The following is an 18,967-nucleotide window of genomic DNA, read 5'->3' as shown; positions in this document are numbered from 1 at the left end:
CGTGACGGACAGGATCGGCGGCAAGGTCTACCAGGCGGAGCTGCTGCGGCTCCAGGAGGACCTGGTCGACCTCCAGGAGTGGGTGCGCGACACCGGGCAGCGGGTCGTCGTGGTCTTCGAGGGACGCGACGCGGCCGGCAAGGGCGGCACGATCACCCGGATCACCGAGTACCTCAACCCGCGGCACGTCCGCGTGGTCGCGCTGCCCACGCCCAGCGACCGCGAGCGCACCCAGTGGTACTTCCAGCGGTACGTCGAGCAGCTGCCGGCGGCCGGCGAGATCGTGCTGTTCGACCGGTCCTGGTACAACCGCGCGGTCGTCGAGCCGGTGATGGGCTACTGCACGCCCCAGCAGCACCGACTCTTCCTGCGCCAGTGCCCGACCTTCGAGCGGATGCTGATCGACGACGGGATCCTGCTGCGCAAGTACTGGTTCTCCGTCAGCGACGAGGAGCAGGAACGCCGGCTGGTCGCGCGACTGTCGGACCCGCTGCGGCGCTGGAAGTTCTCCGACAACGACCTGATGATCCGGGAGAAGTGGGAGGCCGTGTCCCGGGCCAAGGACGAGATGTTCGTCCACACCGACCTCGACGAGTCGCCGTGGTACGTCGTGGAGGCGGACGACAAGCGGCGCGCGCGCCTCAACATGATCGCCCACCTGCTCTCGACGATCCCCTACGTCGCGCCGACGTGGGGACGGGTCGAGCTCCCGCCCCGGCCTCCCGGCCACGACTACGAGCGACCGCCGCGCGAGCTCTTCCGGGCGGTGCCGGACCACGCGGCCACGCTGAAGGGCTGAGCCCGGCTGCTCAGCCCAGCGCGGCCGGCAGGGTGGCCGTCCAGGCCTCGCGCAGCTCCGCGAGCGGCGCCTCGAACTGGCCGTCGACCACGAGTGCGTCGCCACCGGTGACACCGAGACCGGTGAGGGCGACGCCGTGGCGGGCGGCGAGGTCGGCGAGCCGGTCCTCGTCACCCGGGGCGACGGTCACCAGCACACGGCCGGCGGACTCGGCGAAGAGCCCGAGGAACGCGTCGCCCGGGACCGTGACGGTCGCGCCGACGCCGTGCCGCAGGGCGGCCTCGACCAGCGCCTGCCCCAGGCCGCCGTCGGAGAGGTCGTGCGCCGAGGTCAGCAGGCCGACTCCCTCGCGGAGCAGCTCGGCCAGCACCTTCTCGGCGGCCAGGTCCACCACCGGCGGGCGTCCGCCGAGGTGGCCGTGGACGACGTGCGCCCACTCCGAGCCCGACAGCTCCTCGCGGGACTCGCCGAGCACGAAGACCTGCTCGCCGGCGGCACTCCAGGCCGACGGCGTACGGCGCGTGACGTCGTCGATGACGCCGAGCACGGCGACCACCGGGGTCGGCAGGATCGCGGTCTCGCCGGTCTGGTTGTAGAGGCTGACGTTGCCGCCGGTGACGGGGATGCCGAGCTCGAGGCAGCCGTCCTTCAGGCCGCGGCACGCCTCGGCGAACTGCCACATGACGTCGGGGTCCTCGGGCGAGCCGAAGTTGAGGCAGTCCGAGATCGCCAGCGGGGTGGCCCCGCCGGTGGCGACGTTGCGGTAGGACTCGGCCAGGGCGAGCTGCGCGCCGGCGTACGGGTCGAGCTTGGCGAAGCGGCCGTTGCAGTCGGTCGAGACGGCGACACCCAGGTTGGTCTCCTCGTCGACGCGGACCATGCCGCTGTCGGAGGGCTGGGCAAGCACGGTGTTGCCGCGGACGTAGCGGTCGTACTGGTCGGTGATCCAGGACTTGTCGCACAGGTTGGGGCTGGCGACCAGGCGCAGCAGGGTCGCGCGCAGCTCGTCGCCGGTCGTGGGCCGGGGCAGCGCCTCGGCACTGTCGGCCTGAAGGGCGTCCTGCCAGTCCGGGCGGGCGAACGGACGGTGGTAGGTGGGCCCGTCGTGGGCCACCGAGCGCGGCGGCACGTCGACGACGCGCTCCCCGTGCCAGTCGATCTGGAGACGGCCCGTGTCGGTGACCTCGCCGACCACGACCGCCTCGACGTCCCACTTGGCGCAGATCGCGAGGAACGCCGCGACGTCGTCGGGCTCGACGACCGCCATCATCCGCTCCTGCGACTCGCTCATCAGGATCTCCTCCGGCGCGAGCGTGGAGTCGCGCAGCGGCACCCGGTCGAGCTCGACGTGCATGCCGCCGTCGCCGGCGCTGGCCAGCTCCGAGGTGGCGCACGAGAGCCCGGCGCCGCCGAGGTCCTGGATGCCGGCCACGAGCCCGGCCGCGAAGATCTCGAGGGTGCACTCGATGAGCAGCTTCTCCATGAAGGGGTCGCCGACCTGCACGCTGGGCCGCTTGGCGGGGCCGTCCGCGTCGAAGGTCTCGCTCGCGAGCACGCTCACGCCGCCGATGCCGTCGCCGCCGGTGCGGGCGCCGTAGAGGATCACCTGGTTGCCGACGCCGCTCGCCTTGGCGAGGTGGAGGTCCTCGTGGCGGAGCACGCCGACGCAGAGCGCGTTGACGAGCGGGTTGCCGAGGTAGGTCTCGTCGAAGACGGCCTCGCCGCCGATGTTGGGCAGGCCGAGGCAGTTGCCGTAGCCGCCGACGCCGGCCACGATCCCGGGCAGCACGCGGTGGGTGTCGGGCGCGTCGAGGGGGCCGAAGCGGAGCGGGTCCATGACCGCGACCGGGCGGGCGCCCATCGCGAGGATGTCGCGGACGATGCCGCCGATGCCGGTCGCGGCGCCCTGGTGGGGCTCGACGTACGACGGGTGGTTGTGGCTCTCGACCTTGAACGTGACGGCGTAGCCCTGGCCGATGTCGATGACGCCGGCGTTCTCGCCGATCCCGGCCAGCATCTTGCCGGCCGGTGTCTCCTGCGGGATCTCGGAGAACTGCTTGAGGTGCACCTTCGAGCTCTTGTAGGAGCAGTGCTCGCTCCACATCACGGAGTACATCGCGAGCTCGGAGGAGGTGGGTCGACGGCCGAGGATCTCGCGGATCCGCTGGTACTCGTCGGCCTTCAGCCCCAGGTCCGCCCACGGCTGTGCGTGGTGGGGATCCTCGGAGGCGACGGCAACGGTGTCGAGATTGGCGATCCGGGTCTCTGGCACGGGCGTCAATCTACCGGCGGCGCCGGGCGGGCGCGGAGCCGGAGTGGTGCGGCGGACGCTCCGGCGACTACTGGGCCAGGACGCCGTCGGCGACGACCTCGAGGAGCGGGCGTACGACGGCCGCGTCGAGCTCGCCCTGGTCGGCCACCGTGGCGACCCCGCCGACCAGCCGGCACATCTGCACGGAGTCGACGTCGGGCCGCAGCGCACCGGCCTCGCGGAGGTGGTCGAGGACCCGGTCGTTGGCCGCGGCGAGGGTCTGGCACTTGGTGCGGATCGGGGACTCCTCGTGCCCCATCGCGCTGGTGATCTTGGCGGGGCCGCCCTTGTGGACCGAGATCAGCCCGACGTAGGTCTCGAACCAGGCGAGCAGCTGCTCCCGCGGCGTCCCCTCGCGGGTCACCGCCTTGTCGGCGGCGTCGTGCACCCGGTCGACCCAGCTCTGCATGATCGCGTCGAGGAGGTTCTCGCGCTGGGGGAAGTGCCGGTAGAGCGTGCCCGCGCCGACGCCGGCCCGCTTGGCGACCTCGTCGAGCGACGCGTCGTACCCCTGCTCGCGGAAGACGTCCCTCGCGACCTCGACGATGCGGTCCCGATTGCGCTGTGCATCGGCGCGCATTCACTCACCCCTTGCTAAACGGAGACGGTCTCCGTATGGTTGACCCCAGAACCGGAGTCATTCTCCGCTAAGTCTACGTCGGCCGCAACGGCCAGAACAGGACAACCGCCTCATGTCTTCCACCACCTCCTCGCCGGGCCTGCCCACCGAGCTGCCGGCCAACGCCGGCCGCGCGGCGACGGGTGTGGCGATCGTGCTCGTCGCCCAGCTCATGCTCGTGCTCGACGCGACCGTCGTGAACGTCGCCCTCCCCCGCATCGACACCGACCTCGGCTTCGGCCCCGCGTCGCTGTCGTGGGTGCTCAACTCCTACACGCTCGCCTTCGGCGGGCTGCTGCTGCTCGGCGGACGCCTCGGCGACGTCCGCGGCCGGCTCCGTCTCTTCGAGATCGGCCTGACGCTCTTCACCGTGTCCTCCCTGCTCGGCGGGCTCGCCCAGACCCCGGGCCAGCTGGTCGCCGCCCGTGCGCTCCAGGGCGTCGGCGCGGCCCTGGCGGCCCCGAGCGTGCTGGCCCTGCTCACCACCAGCGCCCCCGACGAGGCCGCCCGCAACCGGGCCTTCGCGCTCTTCGGCGCCGTCTCGTCCGGCGGCGCCTCGATCGGCCTGATCCTCGGCGGCCTCCTGACGGACGTCGGCTCCTGGCGCTGGACGCTCTTCATCAACGTGCCGCTCGGCATCGCCGTCGTGCTGCTGGCCCGCCGGTTCGTCGACGAGACGCCGCGCCGGACCGGCCGGTTCGACCTGGTCGGTGCCGCGACCGCAACGCTCGGGGCCGTGTCGCTGGTGTGGGCGCTGATCGGCACCCCCGAGCACGGCTGGACCTCCGCCCGCACGCTCGGCGGCTTCGCGCTCGGCCTCGCCCTGCTCGCCGTCCTTGCCCGCACCGAGGCGCGGCACCCGCACCCGCTGGTGCAGCCGCACCTCGTCCGCAACCGTCGCCGGGTCGGCGCGCTGGCCGTGATGGCACTGGTGATCGGCGCCAACCTGTCGATGTTCTTCCTGGTCGTGCAGTACGTCCAGCGCGTGCTCGGCTTCGGCCCGCTCGCGTCCGGCTTCGCCTTCCTGCCCTTCAGCCTCGGCATCTTCGCGATGTCGCGGGTCACGCCGTGGCTGATCGGCCGCCTCGGCCCGCGCACGATGATGATGATCGGCACCGCCGCGCTCGTCGTCGGCTACGCCTGGCTGAGCGGCATCGGCACCACCGACACCTACCTCGGCGCGGTCTTCGGGCCGATGCTGATCGCGGGCCTGGCGACCGGCTTCGTCTTCATGCCGATCACCGCGACCGTGCTCGGCGGCGTCGAGCCCGAGCACGCCGGGTCGGCCTCGGGCCTGCTGCAGACCACGCAGCAGCTCGGCTCGGCCATCGGGGTCGCCGTGATCGTCTCGGTGTACGCCGCGGGCGCCGTGCCCGGCGCCTTCGTCCCCGGCCTGCAGGCGGCGTTCCTCACCTCGGCCACCTTCGCGGCCCTCGCCCTCGTCGTCAGCACCGTCGTGCTGCGGCCGGCGCGGCGCCCGGCCGAGGCGGTCGCGCCGACTGATCCGGCCGAGTCGCTGGCGATGGCCGACGCGGCCTGACCCGCTGGCCACACCCCGTGTCGTACGACGGCCCGTCCGGAGCTCTTCCGGCCGGGCCGTCGGCGTCTGCGGGGGCGCGCCACGTAGCCGATCGCGTCTCGGCCTCAAGGAGCTTCGCCCGCTTCGCGGCGCCTTCGGCGTCCTTGACCCCGAGCCTCGCGCGATCGGCTTCAGGCGGCGGTCGGGCGGCCGGCCCTCGCTGCGCTCGGTCCGCCGCCCCGCCCCAGGCGCACCCCCCCCCACGGCCCAGCGGTGAGCCCTCAACCGAACCCGACCTGGAAACGGTTCACCACTCACCGCCCGGCCGACCCGACGGTGACCCATGAACCGAACCGGGCAGGGAATGGGTTCACGGCCCACCGCTCCCCCCGCCAGGGGCGCCCGCGCATGCGGGCGGCGCGGGCGAAGCCCGTGCCGACAAGCGCGCCGCCGGCCGACCGTCCGGGTCCCGGAGTCAAGGGCGGCGAAGCCGCCGAAGGGAACCCTTGACGCCGGGAGACGGTCGGCCACGCGCGCGGGCGCCCCGGCGTACCGAATTACAGATCTGTAGTTCCCGCGACTCCTGTTACGGGTGTGACTTGTGAGGTTATGGTCGTCGGAGCCCCCTGACGAAAGACCCGCCTCGGAGCGGTCCCTCGCCACCTGGAGTACCCCCATGCAGCGCCTCGCCAGCCGGACCGCCCCCCGGATCCTCCGCACCCTCGCGAGCGGGGTGGTCGCCCTCCTCACCACCCTCGCCCTGGTGCTGACGACCGGCGCCCTGACCACGCCCGCGCGCGCCGACGGCAACGTCGTGACGCCCGGCGACTTCACCGGCTACGGCTTCGACCAGTGCCTGGCGCCCAAGCAGTGGGAGATGAACCGCTGGCTCAACCACTCGCCGTTCCTGGCGGTGGGCATCTACATCTCCGGCAAGTCCCGCGCCTGCCGCAGCCAGCCCAACCTGACGCCGTCCTGGGTGAGCACCCAGCTGGCCAACGGCTGGCGGCTGCTGCCGATCACCCTCGGCCCGCAGGCCTCCTGCCAGCCCCGCTTCCCGCGCTACGGCGACGACCCGACGATCAACCCCAAGCCCGGCAAGTACGGCAAGTACTCCCTCGCCCGCACGATGGGCACGGACGAGGCCAGCACGACCGTCTCGGACGCCAAGGCGCTCGGCATCGTCGCGGGCAGCACGCTCTGGTACGACCTCGAGGGCTTCGACCTCGGCAACATCAACTGCCGTGAGTCGGCGCTGGCGTTCCTCTCGGCCTGGACGACGAAGATCCACGCCCTCGGCTACGTCTCCGGCGTCTACTCCAGCGCCGGCTCGGGCATCAAGATGCTCGACGACGCCCGCGTCAACCGCCCCGGCACGTTCGACCTCCCCGACACGATCTGGATCGCCCGCTGGGACGGCCACGCCAACACGTCCACGTCCTACGTCCGCAGCGACGGCTGGCAGCCGCACGCCCGGGTGAAGCAGTACCAGGGCGGCCACGACGAGACGTGGGGTCGCGTGCGGATCAACATCGACCGCAACTTCCTCGACCTCGGCAAGGGCTCGTACGCCGACCCCGAGACGCACTGCAACGGCACCAAGATCGCCTTCTACAAGTACGAGGTGCTCCAGCCGGGCATCAAGCTGCCGGTCAAGGTGAAGGCGCTGCAGTGCCTGCTCACCGAGCAGGGCCTGTACAAGGGCAAGCTCGACGGCGTCTACTCACCCGCCGTCGTCACGGCCGTGCACCAGTGGCAGGGCGCGCACGGCTTCAAGGTCGCCGACCGCTGGACCAAGTCCAACTGGATGTCGCTGCTCATCGCCGGCACGCAGCCGGTGCTGAAGTACGGCTCCGCCGGTCCCGCCGTACGCCGGCTCCAGCGCACCCTCAACGCCGCCAACCCGCAGACCGAGCTCAACGCGACCGGCGTCTTCGACGCGGCGACCACCGTGGCGCTCAAGTCGTGGCAGTCCCGCGTGGGCTTCGAGACGTCCGGCGTGGCCAACGCCGAGTCGTGGGCGGGCCTGGCGGCCGGCGCCCGCTGAGCCGAGGGGTCAGCTCGAGGCCGGCGGACCCATCAGCAGCGCCAGCACCGTGAGCGCCGCGACCGCGACGAGGCCGGCGACCGCGCCGCGGGCCGGGTTGCGCAGCAGCCAGGCAACGGGACGGTCGAGTGCCGAGACCGGCCCGGACGTGACGAGGCGCCACGTGTCGCCCAGGGCGCCGCGCTTCTCGGCGAAGCGGTCGAACCAGACGGTCATGAAGGGCGGCACCGAGCAGGCCAGGCCGAGCAGGACGCGGCCGCGCGACCAGCGCTGGTCGACGCCGACCAGCACCGTCACGAGGCAGTAGGAGATGAAGACGACGCCGTGGACCATGCCGAAGACGCGGACCCCGATCTCGGTGACACCGGAGTACTTGAGGGTCATCCCGAACAGCAGCAGCGCCCAGGTGATGGCCTCCGCCACGGCGACGCGGCGGAAGAGGTGGAGCGGGGTCACGAGAAGACGGCCTCCGTCAGGCTGGTGAAGAAGCCGAGGCCCTGGGTGCCGGCCCCGGTGAGGTCCTCGACGGCGTGCTCGGGGTGCGGCATCAGGCCGACGACGTTGCCGCGGTCGTTGGTGATGCCGGCGATGTCGCGCATCGAGCCGTTGGGGTTGACCTCGAGGTAGCGGGCGACGACCCGGCCCTCGCCCTCGAGCCGGTCGAGGGTCTCGGTGTCCGCGACGAAGCCGCCCTCGCCGTTCTTGAGCACCACGGTGATCTCCGCGCCCTCGGCGTACGACGACGTCCACGGCGTGGAGGTGTTCTCGATGCGCAGCAGCTGGTCGCGGCAGACGAACTTGCGGTGGTCGTTGCGGATCAGCGCGCCGGGCAGCAGGTGCGACTCGCACAGGATCTGGAAGCCGTTGCAGATGCCGAGCACGGGCATGCCCTTGCCGGCCGCCTCGATCACCTCGGCCATGACCGGGGAGAAGCGGGAGATCGCACCGCAGCGGAGGTAGTCGCCGTAGGAGAAGCCCCCGGGCAGCACCACTGCGTCGACACCCCGGAGGTCGTGGTCGCCGTGCCACAGCGCGACCGCCTCGTTGCCGCCGATCCGGACCGCGCGCTGCGCGTCGACGTCGTCGAGCGAGCCCGGGAAGGTGACGACCCCGACCTTCACGCGACGGTCCCGGCGGGGGTCCCGGCAGGGGTCTCGACGGAGACGGTGAAGTCCTCGATGACCGGGTTGGACAGGAGGGTCTCGGCCATCTGGCGGACCTGCTCGAGGACCTCGTCGGTCAGCTCACCGGCGATCTCCAGCTCGAAGCGCTTGCCCTGGCGGACCTCGGTGACCCCGGAGAAGCCGAGGCGCGGCAGCGCGCCGAGCACGGCCTTGCCCTGGGGGTCGAGGATCTCGGGCTTGGGCATGACGTCGACGACGACTCGGGGCACGGGTGGCTCCTGGGTGCGGGGGCAGGTGCGACCTCATCCTACGGAGGTTCGGTCACACTGGATGCATGAGCATCCCCTCCGGACTCCCGGGCCCCGCCGCGCTGCGGCTGGAGTTCCCCCAGTCCCTCGCGGTGTACGACGACTACGCGGCCGCCCAGCGCACCGTCGACTACCTCTCCGACAACAAGTTCCCGGTCGAGCAGTGCATGATCGTCGGCACCGACCTGAAGCGGATCGAGCGGATCACCGGGCGTCTGACCACCGGCCGGGTCGCCGCCGGCGGCGCCCTGTCGGGGCTGTGGCTGGGCCTGTTCGTGGGTCTGGTCTTCACCCTCTTCACCGATGGCAACGGGCTGGCGACGATCCTCTCGACCGTCCTGTTCGGCGCCCTCTTCGGGCTCGTCTGGGCGCTCGTCGGCTATGCCGCGACCCGCGGGCAGCGCGACTTCTCCTCGGTCACGCAGGTCGTCGCGACCCGCTACGAGGTGCTGGTCGAGCACAAGTCGGCAGCCCGGGCGCGCGAGCTGCTCGCCGGGCTGCCGGGCTCGTTGCCCGACCCGTTCGCCTGAACCGGCCGGTCAGGCCAGCTCGCGCTTGAGGATCTTGCCGGTCGCGGTCATCGGGAGGGCGTCGACGAACTGCACGATGCGGGGGTACTTGTAGGAGGCCATCTGCTCCTTCCCCCACGCCACCAGCTCCTCCTCGGTCACGGTGGCGCCCGGGTTGCGGATCACGACGGCCTTGATCTCCTCGCCGTGGCTCTCGTGGGGCACGCCGATCACCGCGGCGAGCGACACGTCGGGGTGGGTCAGCAGGACCTCCTCGATCTCGCGCGGGTACACGTTGTAGCCGCCGCGGATGATCATGTCCTTGGACCGGTCGACGATGTAGTACCAGCCGTCTTCGTCGCGCCGGCCCAGGTCGCCGCTGCGGAACCACCCGTCGCGGATCGCCTCGTCGGTGGCGTCGGGCCGGTTGTAGTAGCCCTTCATGATGTTGTGGCCCTTGATCGCGATCTCGCCGACCTCGCCCTCGGGTGCCTCGTCCCAGCTGTCGGCCTGGAGCAGCTTCATCTCGACGCCGGGGATGGGGTGGCCGATCGAGCCGACCCGCACCGGCTCGCCGTGCGGGGAGAAGCTCGCGACCGGGGAGGTCTCGGAGAGGCCGTAGCCCTCCAGGATGGTCACCCCGAACTTCTTCTGGAAGTCCTTGTGCACCTCCACCGGCAGGGCCGAGCCGCCGGCGGCGGCGATCCGCAGGTTGCGGGCCAGCCGGTCCACGTCGACCGAGGCGTCCAGCGCGCCGAGCAGGCCCCAGTACATCGTCGGGACGCCCGCGAAGAAGGTCACCTCCTCCTTGCCCATGGCGGCCAGCGCCTGCTGGGCGTCGAAGCGCGGCAGCATCACGACGGTGCCACCGAAGGCGAAGGCGCCGTTCTGGATGACGGTCTGCCCGAAGGAGTGGAAGAGCGGCAGCACGCAGAGGTAGGTGTCGGGGTGCTCGGCGTCGGCGCCGAACAGGTCGCGGCCGGCGAGCGCGTTGTCGCGCATGTTGCGGTGCCGCAGCTCCGCGCCCTTGGGCTGGCCGGTGGTGCCCGAGGTGTAGAGGATGACGGCGGTGTCGTCCTCGTCGGTGGCGACGGTGTCGAACGTGGTGGGCTTGCCGGCCAGCGCGCTGCCGAACGTCTCGGCGCCCTCGATCGGCGACGCCGCGGCCGGGTCGACGGTGATGAGGAAGAAGGAGTCGCAGTTCTCGGCCTGCTGGAAGCCGGCGTACCCCTCCCGCCCGATCGGCAGCTCCGCGGTGCCCTCGAAGCAGAGGTAGGCCTTCGCCTCGGCGTCGCCGAGGTGGTAGGCCACCTCGCGCGCCTTGAGCAGCACGTTGAGCGGGACGACGGTCGCACCGGCCTTGAGGATGCCGTAGTAGGCGATCGTGAAGTAGGGCAGGTTGGCGCAGCTCAGCGCGACCTTGTCGCCGTGCTCGATGCCGCGCTCGACCAGCAGGTTGGCGACCTGGTTGGCCGCGCGGTTGACCTGGGCGTAGGTCAGCCGGGTGTCCCCGAGGACGATGGCCTCGCGGTCGGGGTAGGTCTCGGCGCTGTGCTCGAGCAGGGTTGCCAGGTTGTACGCCGTGGTGCTCACGGTGGCCTCCGTCACGTCGGGATCGGTGGGGCCAACCTACTCAGGGCCCCGAACACCTGCAGCCGCGTCCGCTGACAGGACGCCCGCGGAGGCGTACCGTGCCGGACATGGTGTGGCTGATGCTCGGGCTGATCGCCCTCTCCCTCGTGGTCCTGGGTCGGATCTCCCTCCGGCGGCACGAGCACGACCCGCTCGTGATGCCCTACCGCACCGGTCACATCGGGGCCCTGGGCGAGGCGCCCATCCCCACGCACCACCGCCTCGGTGCCCGCCGCGCCTAGCCCTTCGCCAGGATCGCCGCAGCCCGCCGCAGGTCGGCGCGGACGGCGGGTCGCGACGCGACCGTCAGCAGGCGTAGCGCCGGGCCGAGCGGCCCGCGACCGGTGACCGCGAAGTCCGCGTGCACGGTGCAGCCGCCGGGAGCGTCGGCGAACGTCAGCGTCAGGGTGGCGGTGACGCCGCGCCAGGTGCCGCGCTCGGACCACCGTCGTGGCCGCTCGAGGACGGTCGTCTCCATCGCCGGGCGCAGGCCGGGCACCGTCACGTCGGTCCAGGTCTGGCCGACCCGCGGCTCGCCGTCGACGTCCTCGACGCGCCGCAGCGACGACTGCCACTCGGGCCGGTGGACCGGGTCGACGAGGTAGTCGAAGGCAGCCTCGGACGACACCGGGAACGCGACGTCCACGACGGCTACCAGCGCAGCCCGGTGAGCAGCTCGTAGGCCTCGACGTAGCGGGACCGGGTGCGCTCGACCACCTCGGGCGGCAGCGGCGGCGGGGCCTCGCCCGAGGCGCGGTCCCAGCCGGAGGCCGGCGAGAGCGCCCAGTCGCGCACGATCTGCTTGTCGTAGGACGGCTGCGTGCGACCCGGCTGCCACTCGGCCGCGGGCCAGAAGCGTGACGAGTCGGGCGTCAGCACCTCGTCGCCGAGGACCGTGACGCCGTCGGCGCGACGGCCGAACTCCAGCTTCGTGTCGGCCAGGATGATGCCGCGCTCGCGGGCGATCGACTCGGCCCGGCCGTAGACGGCCATCGTGAGGTCGCGCAGCGCGGCCGCGTCCGCCTCGCCGATGGTGCGCGCGACGGCGTCGTAGGAGACGTTCTCGTCGTGCTCGCCGAGCTCGGCCTTCGTCGCCGGCGTGAACACGGGACCGGGCAGCCGGGAGCCGTCCACGAGACCCGGCGGCAGGGCGATGCCGCAGACCTCGCCGGTGGCCCGGTAGTCGAGCAGGCCGGAGCCGGTGAGGTAGCCGCGGGCCACGCACTCGACGGGGAACATGTCGAGCCGCTCGCAGACGACCGCGCGGCCGCGGACCGCGTCGGGGACGTCGGTCGAGACCACGTGGTTCGGCACGAGGTCGGCGAGCTGGTCGAACCACCACAGCGACATCCGGGTGAGGATCTCGCCCTTGTCGGGGATGGTGCTGTCGAGCACGAAGTCGAAGATCGAGATCCGGTCGCTGGCCACCATCAGCAGATGGCCGTCGGGGAGCTCGTAGAGGTCGCGCACCTTGCCGGAGTGGAGGTGGGTCGCGCCCTCGAGCACGGGGGCGTCGGGGATGTTGATGTCGGCCACGGGGGCAGCCTACGGGCGGAGCATCGTCACGAGGTCGTGAGCGCCGTCGGGCCGAGACGCCTCGACGAAGAAGCGGGTCCGCCCGTCGGGCAACGGCACGGCGCTGGCATAGCGCAGCGCCCCGTCGGAGTACGGCGACCGCAGCGGTCCGACGGTCCGGTCCGGCACCAGCCGGGTGCCGTCCCAGCGCGCGAGCCCGGTCGTCTCGTACCAGTTGGAGGCGGCGTCCGGGCGGCCGTCGTAGAGGAACCAGCCGTCGCCGAGCGCCGTCGACACCCGCGCCCCGCGGGCGTCCCACTCGCCCGGCGTGCCGGCGAGCACCTCGCCGTGGTCCTGCCACGTCAGGCCGTCGGCCGAGGAGAGCCGGCGCGTGGTCATCCGGTCCTCGTGCCCGGGCAGGTCCAGGGGGTGGCAGCACAGCCACATCTCCCAACCGCCCGGCCCGTGCGTGACCACCGGGTCCTTGACGCCGACCAGGTCCGACCCCGGGTGCACGACCCGCCGCTCACCGGCCGGCAGGCCCTCGACCGTGCCGGCGGTGAGGCTGTCGACCCACCAGTGCTTGCTGTCCGGCGTGGCGCACGAGAGGTAGAGCCGCCAGCCGCCCGGCACCGGCACCAGCACCGGCTTCTCGAAGGACTCTGCGCCGAAGGCGTCGCGGTGCACCTCGGCGACCGTCTCGAACGCGACGCCGTCCTGCGACCGGGCCACGACCACGGTCACTCCGCGGCCGTCGGTGAGCGGCCGGCGTACGCGGTAGGTGAGCCAGAAGGTGCCGTCGACCAGCAGCGCGGAGGCGGCACCGGACCAGTTGCCCGGGCCGGGCCCGGGCGCGGGCACGACGAGGGCGACGCTGTCGTCGAAGTCCTCGACGGAGGGGGCGAGGGTGGGGAGCGCGGGCAGGGCCACGCCCCCCACCGTAGTCAGGCCGGAGTCACCCGGGGCGTCAGCAGCCGCAGGTGTAGTAGGTGACGTCCCAGTGGCTGCCCTCGTCGGCGTAGATGTTGCCCGAGGCCGCCTGGTACTGCGGCGCACCGTCGCCGCGCAGCCCGATGTAGGTGTAGGTGTTGTGCACCCAGCTGGTCAGGCAGGTCGTGTGCGTGAAGTCCAGCTTGTAGCCGTTGTAGTGGCTGTAGGTGCCCGACGCGTGGCCGACCTCCGTGCCGCCGGTGATGTTGAGGGCACAGCCGCTGGCGCCCTTGAGCGTCCTGGCGCCGTCGATGGTGGCCTGGCGGATCCCGTCGAAGGACGTGCAGGTCGAGATGCTGCGCGTCGTGCAGTTGCCCGACGAGCTCCAGGTGATGCTGGCGGCGCTGAACTGCGACTCTGCGCTGGCCTGGGTCACGGCCGAGGCGGCGCCGGCGAGGCCGAGGGTGCCGGCGGCGGCCAGGCCCAGCGCGGCGAGGCCGGTGCCGGTCCGGCCGAGCCGGGTGTGGGAGGAGGGACGGTGGGTGGTTCCCGAGAGAGTGGTCATGCCACCTCACTCCCCCGGGGACGGATCCTGAAACATCCGGCTGGCAGAGTGAGGCCATGCCGGAGAGTGCCGAGGAGATCCACGCCCGAGTCGTCGCCGCCGTCGGTGAGGACGGCCGCCTGCCGATGCCCTCGATGGGCGAGTGGGACGTCTTCCCCTGGGAGGTGGTCGACGGCGCCATCGCACCCAAGCGCCTCGCCCGGCCCGCCCCGGAGAAGCCCCGGCAGGGCGAGGGCGGCGAGGGCTGCCACGCCTGCGCCGGGTTCAGCGGGGTGATCTGGGAGAACGAGCGCTGGGTCGTCACGCACCCCCGCGAGCGGGGTGGGCTGCCGCTCCTGCTGTTCCTGCAGCCCAAGGAGCACCTCGACCTCACCGACCTCGACGACGCGATGGCCGCGGAGTACGGCAGGCTCCAGGTCTGGCTGCACCGGATCATGGGCAACCTGCCGCACATCGCGCGCGTCCACGTCGACAAGTGGGGCGACGGGGCCGAGCACCTGCACACTTGGTATGATGGATTGCACGTAGTCGCGGCCTGACTCGCAGACCGCAAATCTTGCGGTGGGGGATGACATGACGCTGACCGAGTTCCTGCTGGACCGGATCGCCGAGGACGAGAGTGTGGCGCGCGAGGCCCACTACGACGGGCAACGCTGGGTTCCCGAAGAGGAGGCCGTTGTCGCTGCGGACCGCGACCTTGATCCGCTGCTGTACCTCGACCGCAAGCGCGACGCTCGCCACGCGGCCAACTGGTCGCCCGCCCGTGTGCTGGCCGAGTGCGAGGCCAAGCGGCAGATCATTGAGGAGCACCGGAACCCCGAGGGGACCGAATGGTGCTTGCGATGCGTAGAGCACGACGGCGAGGACACCCCCTATCCATGCCCGACTCTTCGCGCCCTGGCCACCACCATCTACACGGACCACCCGGACTACCGCGACGAGTGGCGCCCGTGAAGGTCGCCATCTACTGCCGCATCTCGCAGGACAACACTGGCGAAGGGCTCGGCGTCTCCCGCCAACTCGAGGACTGCGCCGCACTCGCCGAGCAACTCGGCTGGGAAGTCGTCGAGGTCTACACCGACAACGACATCAGCGCCATGAGCAGCAAGCCGCGCCCCGCCTACCGTCGGATGCTCGCCGACTGCGACGCCGGCCACATCGAAGGCATCGTCGCCTGGCACGCCGACCGCATGTACCGCAAAGCCACAGACCTCGGCGAACTCGTAGACGTCTGCAAGCGCAACAACGTCCAGATCGCCACCGTCAAGGCCGGCACCATCGACCTCACCACCCCAACCGGCCGCCTCGTCGCCGGGCTACTCGCACAAGTCGCCACCTACGAGGGCGAGGCCAAGTCCGACCGCTGGAAGCGCAGCATCAGACAGCGTCGCGAGGCTGGCGCCGCACCCTTCTCCCGGTCTCGCCTCTTCGGCTACGAGCGTGACACCGCCATCAACGAGCCCGAGGCCGAGCACGTCCGCTGGATGGCCGCCGAAATCCTCGACGGCCGATCCATGAACAGCCTCGCCAGGGAACTCAATGAACGCGGCATCCTCACCACCGAGGGCAACACCTGGTCAACCCAGTCCCTCCGCAGGCTGCTACTGAATCCCCGCATCGCCGGATTCGCCACCCTCGGCCGCCGCGAGGAGAGAGTAAACAGCAAGGGCGAGCGAGTCGGCCGCCGCGTCATCGACATCGTCGGCAAGGGTCAATGGAAGCCGATCCTCGACGACGCCACCTGGGAGGGCGTCCGCGCCACCCTCACCGCGCGCGCCGACACTCGACCAACCCCGCCGCGGGTCGCACTCCTCCCCGGCCTCGTCTACTGCCACTGCGGCGCACGCATGGTAACCGGCTCACGGATGACCAAACGCAAGGGCGTCCTGTCCCGCACCTACCGCTGCGACCACACCCCCGGCGCGAAAGGCTGTGGGAAACTATCCGTGCAAGCCGAACCCGTCGAGGAAGTCGTCGAGGCCTTGGCGCGGAAGCTGCTAGCCGACCCCAGTGTGCGCGCTCGACTCGATGGACTCCGCAGTGAGCCAGGCCCCAAGCGCCACGAAGTAGCCGAGCTCGAGTTGCGCATCGCCGAACTCAAGCGGCAACTCGACGAACCCGGCACCCCCGTCGCCACACTCCTCCGCGCCATCGACCGCGCCAAGGAGCGCCAAGAGGCACTCTTGCGGGAACTCGGTGCCGTTGCGCACCCATCCATCCCTGCGGACATCGCCTCGTGGCCCAGCGACCTACGCAGACGCCGCGCCCTGGTGGACCTCGTCGTCGAGCGCGTCCACATCATGCCCTCGGAGACGCCAGGCCTGTTCGACCCCAAGCGGGTTGTGGTCGACCCGCGCTAGTTGCTGGGCCAAGATCGGACGTACTGCTCCAGCGCGCGGCGGATGACCTCGGCTACGGACTCGCCGCGGTCTGACGCCGCGCGCTGGGCGGCCTCCCACAACTCATCCGGCACGCGCACGGTCCTGATGGGGACCCAATCCTCGCGCGCCACGCGAGGGAGTAAAGCCGTCCCCGTATTTACGTGGCCGCATGGGTGTCCGATTAACGGAGAGGCCGCACCGGATCACGTACAGTGAGCTCGGCGAGCGAGTCGGCGTTCATGCGAACTAACCGACAGGTCTGCACCGCGTAGCACCTGACGTGCGCGACAGCCGCAGCCGCCGACGCAACACAGCCAGTCAGACCCAGCATCATCCAAGCCGATTCTGTGCCGAGCAGCCAGGCCGCCCAAGCACTCCCCATGAAGGCGGCGACCAGCGCCGTCAGTCCCCATTTTGCAAGCTTCCCGAGTGGGACAGAGCCTTCATTCACGTTCATTCTCCCCGTTGCCTATCACTAGCCCAACCCTCCGAGTGGGCCGGGTCGGAAGTAAAACAGTGGCCGCCGACAGCTACCGACCGGTAGACGGTTTGGGGCGAGGATCTCGCCCGAACGTGCCATGCCAAGAGTGACCGTTCGACACGTAACGATCCGACCCCCTGACGACAACGCGAGACCCCCCTCACCCTGCAGGGTGAGGGGGGTCTTTTTCGCTACTCTGGGACCTAGCGCCCCTCGTCCTCTGGTTCCTAAGCCGCCTGGACGAGGGGCGTGGCATTGGGGGCGGGACGGTCATCCGGAACGCCTCCCCTCGGCCTCGTCCTGCTCGTACAGGTGGCGCTGGTATGTGGTGATGACGTCGTTCTGACGCCACCCGATCAACCTGGACCGACGCACGGCCTCCTCGACCGCGTCACGCTCCTCGGCCGGCGCGTCAAGCCCGTCGGTGAGCGACTGCCCGAACACCTTCTCGAGCGCGCCGATCGAGCTGCGCGGGTCATTGCGCCCGTTCTCCCAGTTGCCGACCGTCTTCGAGGTGACGTCGAGGCGCAGAGCGAGATCGCCCTGCGTCCACCGCTTCTGCTCCCGCAGTCGCTTGATCCTCTGACCCACCGTTTCCATGGGCCAAGCGTGGGTGCGACTGGAAAGAAAAGCAAACATCTGGAAGGGGCCTTGCGGCGCCAAAATGGCGAGAAACCACCCCTGTGGTTCGCCCGCGTGTCGCGACGTTTCCGCAGGCAGATGGCATATTTCTGGTCCGTCGCCCCTTTTTTCCACTCGATGCTTGACTTCCTTTCCGCATTTTTCTAGTATCCCCAATATGGATGAAAGAAGCCTCAACGGAGCGGCCGTCAAAGCCCTCCGCGAAGCCCTCCGACTGCCGGGTGGCGAGTTCGCCATCAAGTGCGGCATGTCCCACGGGCAACTCTCGAACATCGAAGCCGACAGGAAGCCGGCCTCTGCCGAGGCGGCCCGTCGGATCTGTGCGGCCCTCACCGCAGCGTTCCCCGCCCCGTCCCACCCGCGCGTGCAGGTCGACGTCTGGAAGGCGATCACCAACCCGAGCCCCATTGAGTTGGAGGAGACGGCATGACCCCCACCGAGTACGGCGAGCACCTCGCCTTGACGTGGCCCCCGCTCACTGAGGAGCAGATCGAGTCCGCGGCCCGCATCCTCGCCAGCGTCGAGGCTGAGGGGATGGCGGCGTGAACCGCCACCAGGGCGAGACGCTGGGCGAGTGGCGCGCCCGCTGTGACGCGATGGCCGAGCGCCACGAGGCCGCGGAGAACTACGTCTACCGCGCCTTCGACGATGCGGGCCGACTCCTCTACATCGGATGCTCGCTCAACGTCGAGCAGCGCCTCACGGTCCACCGTCGCGAGTCCGACTGGTTCCGCTACTGCAACACGCTCCGCCTCGCGGGCCCGTACCGCCGCAGCGAGGCGATGCGACTCGAGCGCGATGCAATCGAGTCCGAGGGCTCCTACTTCAACAGCCCCATGTCGAACATGCGGCTCTACCAGTTGGGGTCGCCGGAGCACGTCACGGCCACCCAGCGCCTCGAGCGCTACCTGGCCGCCCGAGCTGATCGCGAGGTGGCCGCATGAACGCCACCCTCCAGCGCATCGCCGACCTCGCCGTGGGCTGTCTGTTCTTTGTCGCGTTCCTTCCGGCGCGTCTGGCTGATCGTTCGTTCACGTCGTGGGCGAACCGGACGGGCGGCGACCGATGAGCGTCTACATCGCCACTGTCGCTGTCTGGGTGTTCCTTGGTGGCTGCGTTGTTGCGGCGGCCCAGCGATGACCGCCGAGATCCTGCGCCGGGCTGCTGCGTTGATGCGCGAGCGGGCTTCACGCGCTGAGGCTCGGCGCTGGTATCCATCGGACGAACACGACGGCATGGACGAGATCCACTGGTGGGACATCACCGCGGCGCTTCCTGGGGACGATGACGACCCGATCAACGAGTTCGTGGACTCGTGGCACCCCACCGTCGCGCTCGCCGTGGCCGATTGGCTGGACTCCGAGGTTATGGCCTTCGACCTCCTTTACGTTGCTGGCTACACGAAGGTCGAGGCGGCCAAGACGCTCTCTCGACACGCCCTCACTGTCGCCCGCGCCTTTCTCGGCGAGTCGGCATGACCGCCCTCACCGGCGGCGAGCGCGAGTTGCTGGCATCGGCGCTCTGCGAGATCGAGAACCCGACCGTCGAGTGGTCGAGCGTGGGCGAAGGAATCCGCGACATCTAC

At 70.8% G+C, this 18,967-nt stretch carries 24 protein-coding genes; 12 read left to right on the top strand and 12 right to left on the bottom strand.

Features of this window, described 5'->3' with window-relative positions; translation table 11 throughout:
* Position 1: 1 nt before the first annotated feature.
* Positions 2-799 (top strand): polyphosphate kinase 2, encoded by a 798-nt coding sequence (gene ppk2, locus FB382_RS00115; protein WP_182535717.1) that lies wholly within the window; start codon positions 2-4, stop codon positions 797-799.
* A 10-nt stretch (positions 800-809) separates the two neighbouring features.
* On the opposite strand, the gene purL is transcribed toward ppk2, so the two are convergent.
* Together purL and FB382_RS00105 are read right to left on the bottom strand one after the other, a co-directional pair.
* Positions 810-3,071: a phosphoribosylformylglycinamidine synthase subunit PurL gene (gene purL, locus FB382_RS00110; RefSeq protein ID WP_425490034.1), complete on the bottom strand. Its 2,262-nt coding sequence runs from the start codon at positions 3,069-3,071 to the stop codon at positions 810-812.
* Positions 3,072-3,138: 67 nt separating this feature from the next.
* Complete coding sequence (locus tag FB382_RS00105; RefSeq protein ID WP_182535715.1) at positions 3,139-3,690, bottom strand: TetR/AcrR family transcriptional regulator; 552 nt, start codon at positions 3,688-3,690, stop codon at positions 3,139-3,141.
* A gap of 112 nt (positions 3,691-3,802) precedes the next feature.
* Here FB382_RS00105 and FB382_RS00100 point away from each other — a divergent pair, with 112 nt between their 5' ends.
* Together FB382_RS00100 and FB382_RS00095 are read left to right on the top strand one after the other, a co-directional pair.
* Positions 3,803-5,269: an MFS transporter gene (locus FB382_RS00100; RefSeq protein ID WP_182535713.1), complete on the top strand. Its 1,467-nt coding sequence runs from the start codon at positions 3,803-3,805 to the stop codon at positions 5,267-5,269.
* Positions 5,270-5,924: 655 nt separating this feature from the next.
* Positions 5,925-7,295 carry a glycoside hydrolase domain-containing protein gene (locus FB382_RS00095; protein ID WP_182535711.1) on the top strand — a complete coding sequence of 457 codons (1,371 nt, stop codon included), beginning with the start codon at positions 5,925-5,927 and terminating at the stop codon, positions 7,293-7,295.
* 9 nt (positions 7,296-7,304) lie between these two features.
* On the opposite strand, the gene FB382_RS00090 is transcribed toward FB382_RS00095, so the two are convergent.
* From FB382_RS00090 to purS, 3 genes are read right to left on the bottom strand one after another with little or no spacing between them, the layout of a single operon-like run.
* Positions 7,305-7,751 carry a DUF3817 domain-containing protein gene (locus tag FB382_RS00090; RefSeq protein ID WP_182535709.1) on the bottom strand — a complete coding sequence of 149 codons (447 nt, stop codon included), beginning with the start codon at positions 7,749-7,751 and terminating at the stop codon, positions 7,305-7,307.
* The gene (purQ, locus tag FB382_RS00085; protein WP_182535707.1) at positions 7,748-8,416 is read right to left on the bottom strand and encodes a phosphoribosylformylglycinamidine synthase subunit PurQ; all 669 of its coding nucleotides are present in this window, start codon (positions 8,414-8,416) and stop codon (positions 7,748-7,750) included. Before purQ ends, FB382_RS00090 begins: the two co-directional genes overlap by 4 nt.
* Positions 8,413-8,688: a phosphoribosylformylglycinamidine synthase subunit PurS gene (purS, locus tag FB382_RS00080; protein WP_182535704.1), complete on the bottom strand. Its 276-nt coding sequence runs from the start codon at positions 8,686-8,688 to the stop codon at positions 8,413-8,415. Before purS ends, purQ begins: the two co-directional genes overlap by 4 nt.
* A 71-nt stretch (positions 8,689-8,759) precedes the next feature.
* On the opposite strand from purS, the gene FB382_RS00075 reads away from it, so the two are divergent.
* Positions 8,760-9,257, top strand: coding sequence for a YflT domain-containing protein (locus tag FB382_RS00075; RefSeq protein WP_343055674.1), 498 nt, complete (start codon positions 8,760-8,762; stop codon positions 9,255-9,257).
* Positions 9,258-9,266: 9 nt separating this feature from the next.
* Here the strand turns inward: FB382_RS00075 and FB382_RS00070 are convergent, their stop codons facing one another.
* Positions 9,267-10,844 carry a long-chain-fatty-acid--CoA ligase gene (locus FB382_RS00070; RefSeq protein ID WP_343055425.1) on the bottom strand — a complete coding sequence of 526 codons (1,578 nt, stop codon included), beginning with the start codon at positions 10,842-10,844 and terminating at the stop codon, positions 9,267-9,269.
* Positions 10,845-10,936: 92 nt separating this feature from the next.
* Here FB382_RS00070 and FB382_RS00065 point away from each other — a divergent pair, with 92 nt between their 5' ends.
* Positions 10,937-11,110: a hypothetical protein gene (locus tag FB382_RS00065; protein ID WP_182535700.1), complete on the top strand. Its 174-nt coding sequence runs from the start codon at positions 10,937-10,939 to the stop codon at positions 11,108-11,110.
* Here FB382_RS00065 and FB382_RS00060 read toward each other — a convergent pair.
* The 4 genes from FB382_RS00060 to FB382_RS00045 are packed head-to-tail and all read right to left on the bottom strand — an operon-like array spanning position 11,107 to position 13,878.
* Positions 11,107-11,514: an SRPBCC family protein gene (locus FB382_RS00060; protein WP_182535698.1), complete on the bottom strand. Its 408-nt coding sequence runs from the start codon at positions 11,512-11,514 to the stop codon at positions 11,107-11,109. The genes FB382_RS00065 and FB382_RS00060 overlap by 4 nt on opposite strands.
* Before the next feature lie 5 nt (positions 11,515-11,519).
* Complete coding sequence (locus tag FB382_RS00055) at positions 11,520-12,404, bottom strand: phosphoribosylaminoimidazolesuccinocarboxamide synthase (RefSeq protein ID WP_182535696.1); 885 nt, start codon at positions 12,402-12,404, stop codon at positions 11,520-11,522.
* A 9-nt stretch (positions 12,405-12,413) separates the two neighbouring features.
* Positions 12,414-13,313, bottom strand: a complete 900-nt coding sequence (locus tag FB382_RS00050; protein WP_343055424.1) for a glycoside hydrolase family protein — start codon at positions 13,311-13,313, stop codon at positions 12,414-12,416.
* 37 nt (positions 13,314-13,350) lie between these two features.
* Complete coding sequence (locus FB382_RS00045; protein ID WP_220481201.1) at positions 13,351-13,878, bottom strand: hypothetical protein; 528 nt, start codon at positions 13,876-13,878, stop codon at positions 13,351-13,353.
* Positions 13,879-13,934: 56 nt separating this feature from the next.
* Here FB382_RS00045 and FB382_RS00040 point away from each other — a divergent pair, with 56 nt between their 5' ends.
* Genes FB382_RS00040 through FB382_RS00030 form a run of 3 tightly spaced genes read left to right on the top strand, consistent with a single transcriptional unit; the run spans position 13,935 to position 16,238 of the window.
* Entirely contained in the window at positions 13,935-14,417 is a 483-nt protein-coding gene (locus tag FB382_RS00040; RefSeq protein WP_182535694.1) for a hypothetical protein, read from the top strand.
* A 34-nt stretch (positions 14,418-14,451) separates the two neighbouring features.
* Positions 14,452-14,832, top strand: a complete 381-nt coding sequence (locus tag FB382_RS00035; protein WP_182535691.1) for a DUF6221 family protein — start codon at positions 14,452-14,454, stop codon at positions 14,830-14,832.
* The gene (locus tag FB382_RS00030) at positions 14,829-16,238 is read left to right on the top strand and encodes a recombinase family protein (RefSeq protein WP_182535689.1); all 1,410 of its coding nucleotides are present in this window, start codon (positions 14,829-14,831) and stop codon (positions 16,236-16,238) included. Before FB382_RS00035 ends, FB382_RS00030 begins: the two co-directional genes overlap by 4 nt.
* On the opposite strand, the gene FB382_RS23030 is transcribed toward FB382_RS00030, so the two are convergent.
* Positions 16,235-16,351 carry a ribbon-helix-helix protein, CopG family gene (locus FB382_RS23030; RefSeq protein ID WP_182535687.1) on the bottom strand — a complete coding sequence of 39 codons (117 nt, stop codon included), beginning with the start codon at positions 16,349-16,351 and terminating at the stop codon, positions 16,235-16,237. The two genes, FB382_RS00030 and FB382_RS23030, sit on opposite strands and share 4 nt — an antisense overlap.
* A gap of 659 nt (positions 16,352-17,010) precedes the next feature.
* Positions 17,011-17,340: a helix-turn-helix transcriptional regulator gene (locus tag FB382_RS00020; protein WP_182535685.1), complete on the bottom strand. Its 330-nt coding sequence runs from the start codon at positions 17,338-17,340 to the stop codon at positions 17,011-17,013.
* Positions 17,341-17,539: 199 nt separating this feature from the next.
* On the opposite strand from FB382_RS00020, the gene FB382_RS00015 reads away from it, so the two are divergent.
* The 4 genes from FB382_RS00015 to FB382_RS00005 all read left to right on the top strand — a co-directional run bounded on the left by FB382_RS00015 (position 17,540) and on the right by FB382_RS00005 (position 18,860).
* Entirely contained in the window at positions 17,540-17,812 is a 273-nt protein-coding gene (locus FB382_RS00015; protein WP_182535683.1) for a helix-turn-helix domain-containing protein, read from the top strand.
* Positions 17,813-17,924: 112 nt separating this feature from the next.
* Positions 17,925-18,326: a GIY-YIG nuclease family protein gene (locus FB382_RS00010; RefSeq protein WP_182535681.1), complete on the top strand. Its 402-nt coding sequence runs from the start codon at positions 17,925-17,927 to the stop codon at positions 18,324-18,326.
* Entirely contained in the window at positions 18,323-18,451 is a 129-nt protein-coding gene (locus FB382_RS22440) for a hypothetical protein (RefSeq protein ID WP_281379785.1), read from the top strand. Before FB382_RS00010 ends, FB382_RS22440 begins: the two co-directional genes overlap by 4 nt.
* Positions 18,452-18,518: 67 nt before the next feature.
* Positions 18,519-18,860 (top strand): hypothetical protein, encoded by a 342-nt coding sequence (locus tag FB382_RS00005; RefSeq protein WP_182535679.1) that lies wholly within the window; start codon positions 18,519-18,521, stop codon positions 18,858-18,860.
* Positions 18,861-18,967: the final 107 nt, after the last annotated feature.

It is taken from the genome of Nocardioides ginsengisegetis (genome assembly GCF_014138045.1).
Lineage (GTDB): Bacteria > Actinomycetota > Actinomycetes > Propionibacteriales > Nocardioidaceae > Nocardioides > Nocardioides ginsengisegetis.
Note: the sequence above shows the minus strand (reverse complement) of the source record. Positions and strands in the feature narration are given on the sequence as shown.

Bases quoted from the DNA above. Each gene is read 5' to 3' on its own strand.
- FB382_RS00015 (WP_182535683.1), top strand. From the start codon at position 17,540: ATGGATGAAAGAAGCCTCAACGGAGCGGCCGTCAAAGCCCTCCGCGAA.
- FB382_RS00065 (WP_182535700.1), top strand. From the start codon at position 10,937: ATGGTGTGGCTGATGCTCGGGCTGATCGCCCTCTCCCTCGTGGTCCTG.
- FB382_RS00100 (WP_182535713.1), top strand. From the start codon at position 3,803: ATGTCTTCCACCACCTCCTCGCCGGGCCTGCCCACCGAGCTGCCGGCC.
- FB382_RS22440 (WP_281379785.1), top strand. From the start codon at position 18,323: ATGAACGCCACCCTCCAGCGCATCGCCGACCTCGCCGTGGGCTGTCTG.
- FB382_RS00020 (WP_182535685.1), bottom strand. From the start codon at position 17,340: ATGGAAACGGTGGGTCAGAGGATCAAGCGACTGCGGGAGCAGAAGCGG.
- FB382_RS00105 (WP_182535715.1), bottom strand. From the start codon at position 3,690: ATGCGCGCCGATGCACAGCGCAATCGGGACCGCATCGTCGAGGTCGCG.
- FB382_RS00040 (WP_182535694.1), top strand. From the start codon at position 13,935: ATGCCGGAGAGTGCCGAGGAGATCCACGCCCGAGTCGTCGCCGCCGTC.
- FB382_RS00035 (WP_182535691.1), top strand. From the start codon at position 14,452: ATGACGCTGACCGAGTTCCTGCTGGACCGGATCGCCGAGGACGAGAGT.
- FB382_RS00045 (WP_220481201.1), bottom strand. From the start codon at position 13,878: ATGACCACTCTCTCGGGAACCACCCACCGTCCCTCCTCCCACACCCGG.
- FB382_RS00095 (WP_182535711.1), top strand. From the start codon at position 5,925: ATGCAGCGCCTCGCCAGCCGGACCGCCCCCCGGATCCTCCGCACCCTC.
- FB382_RS00005 (WP_182535679.1), top strand. From the start codon at position 18,519: ATGACCGCCGAGATCCTGCGCCGGGCTGCTGCGTTGATGCGCGAGCGG.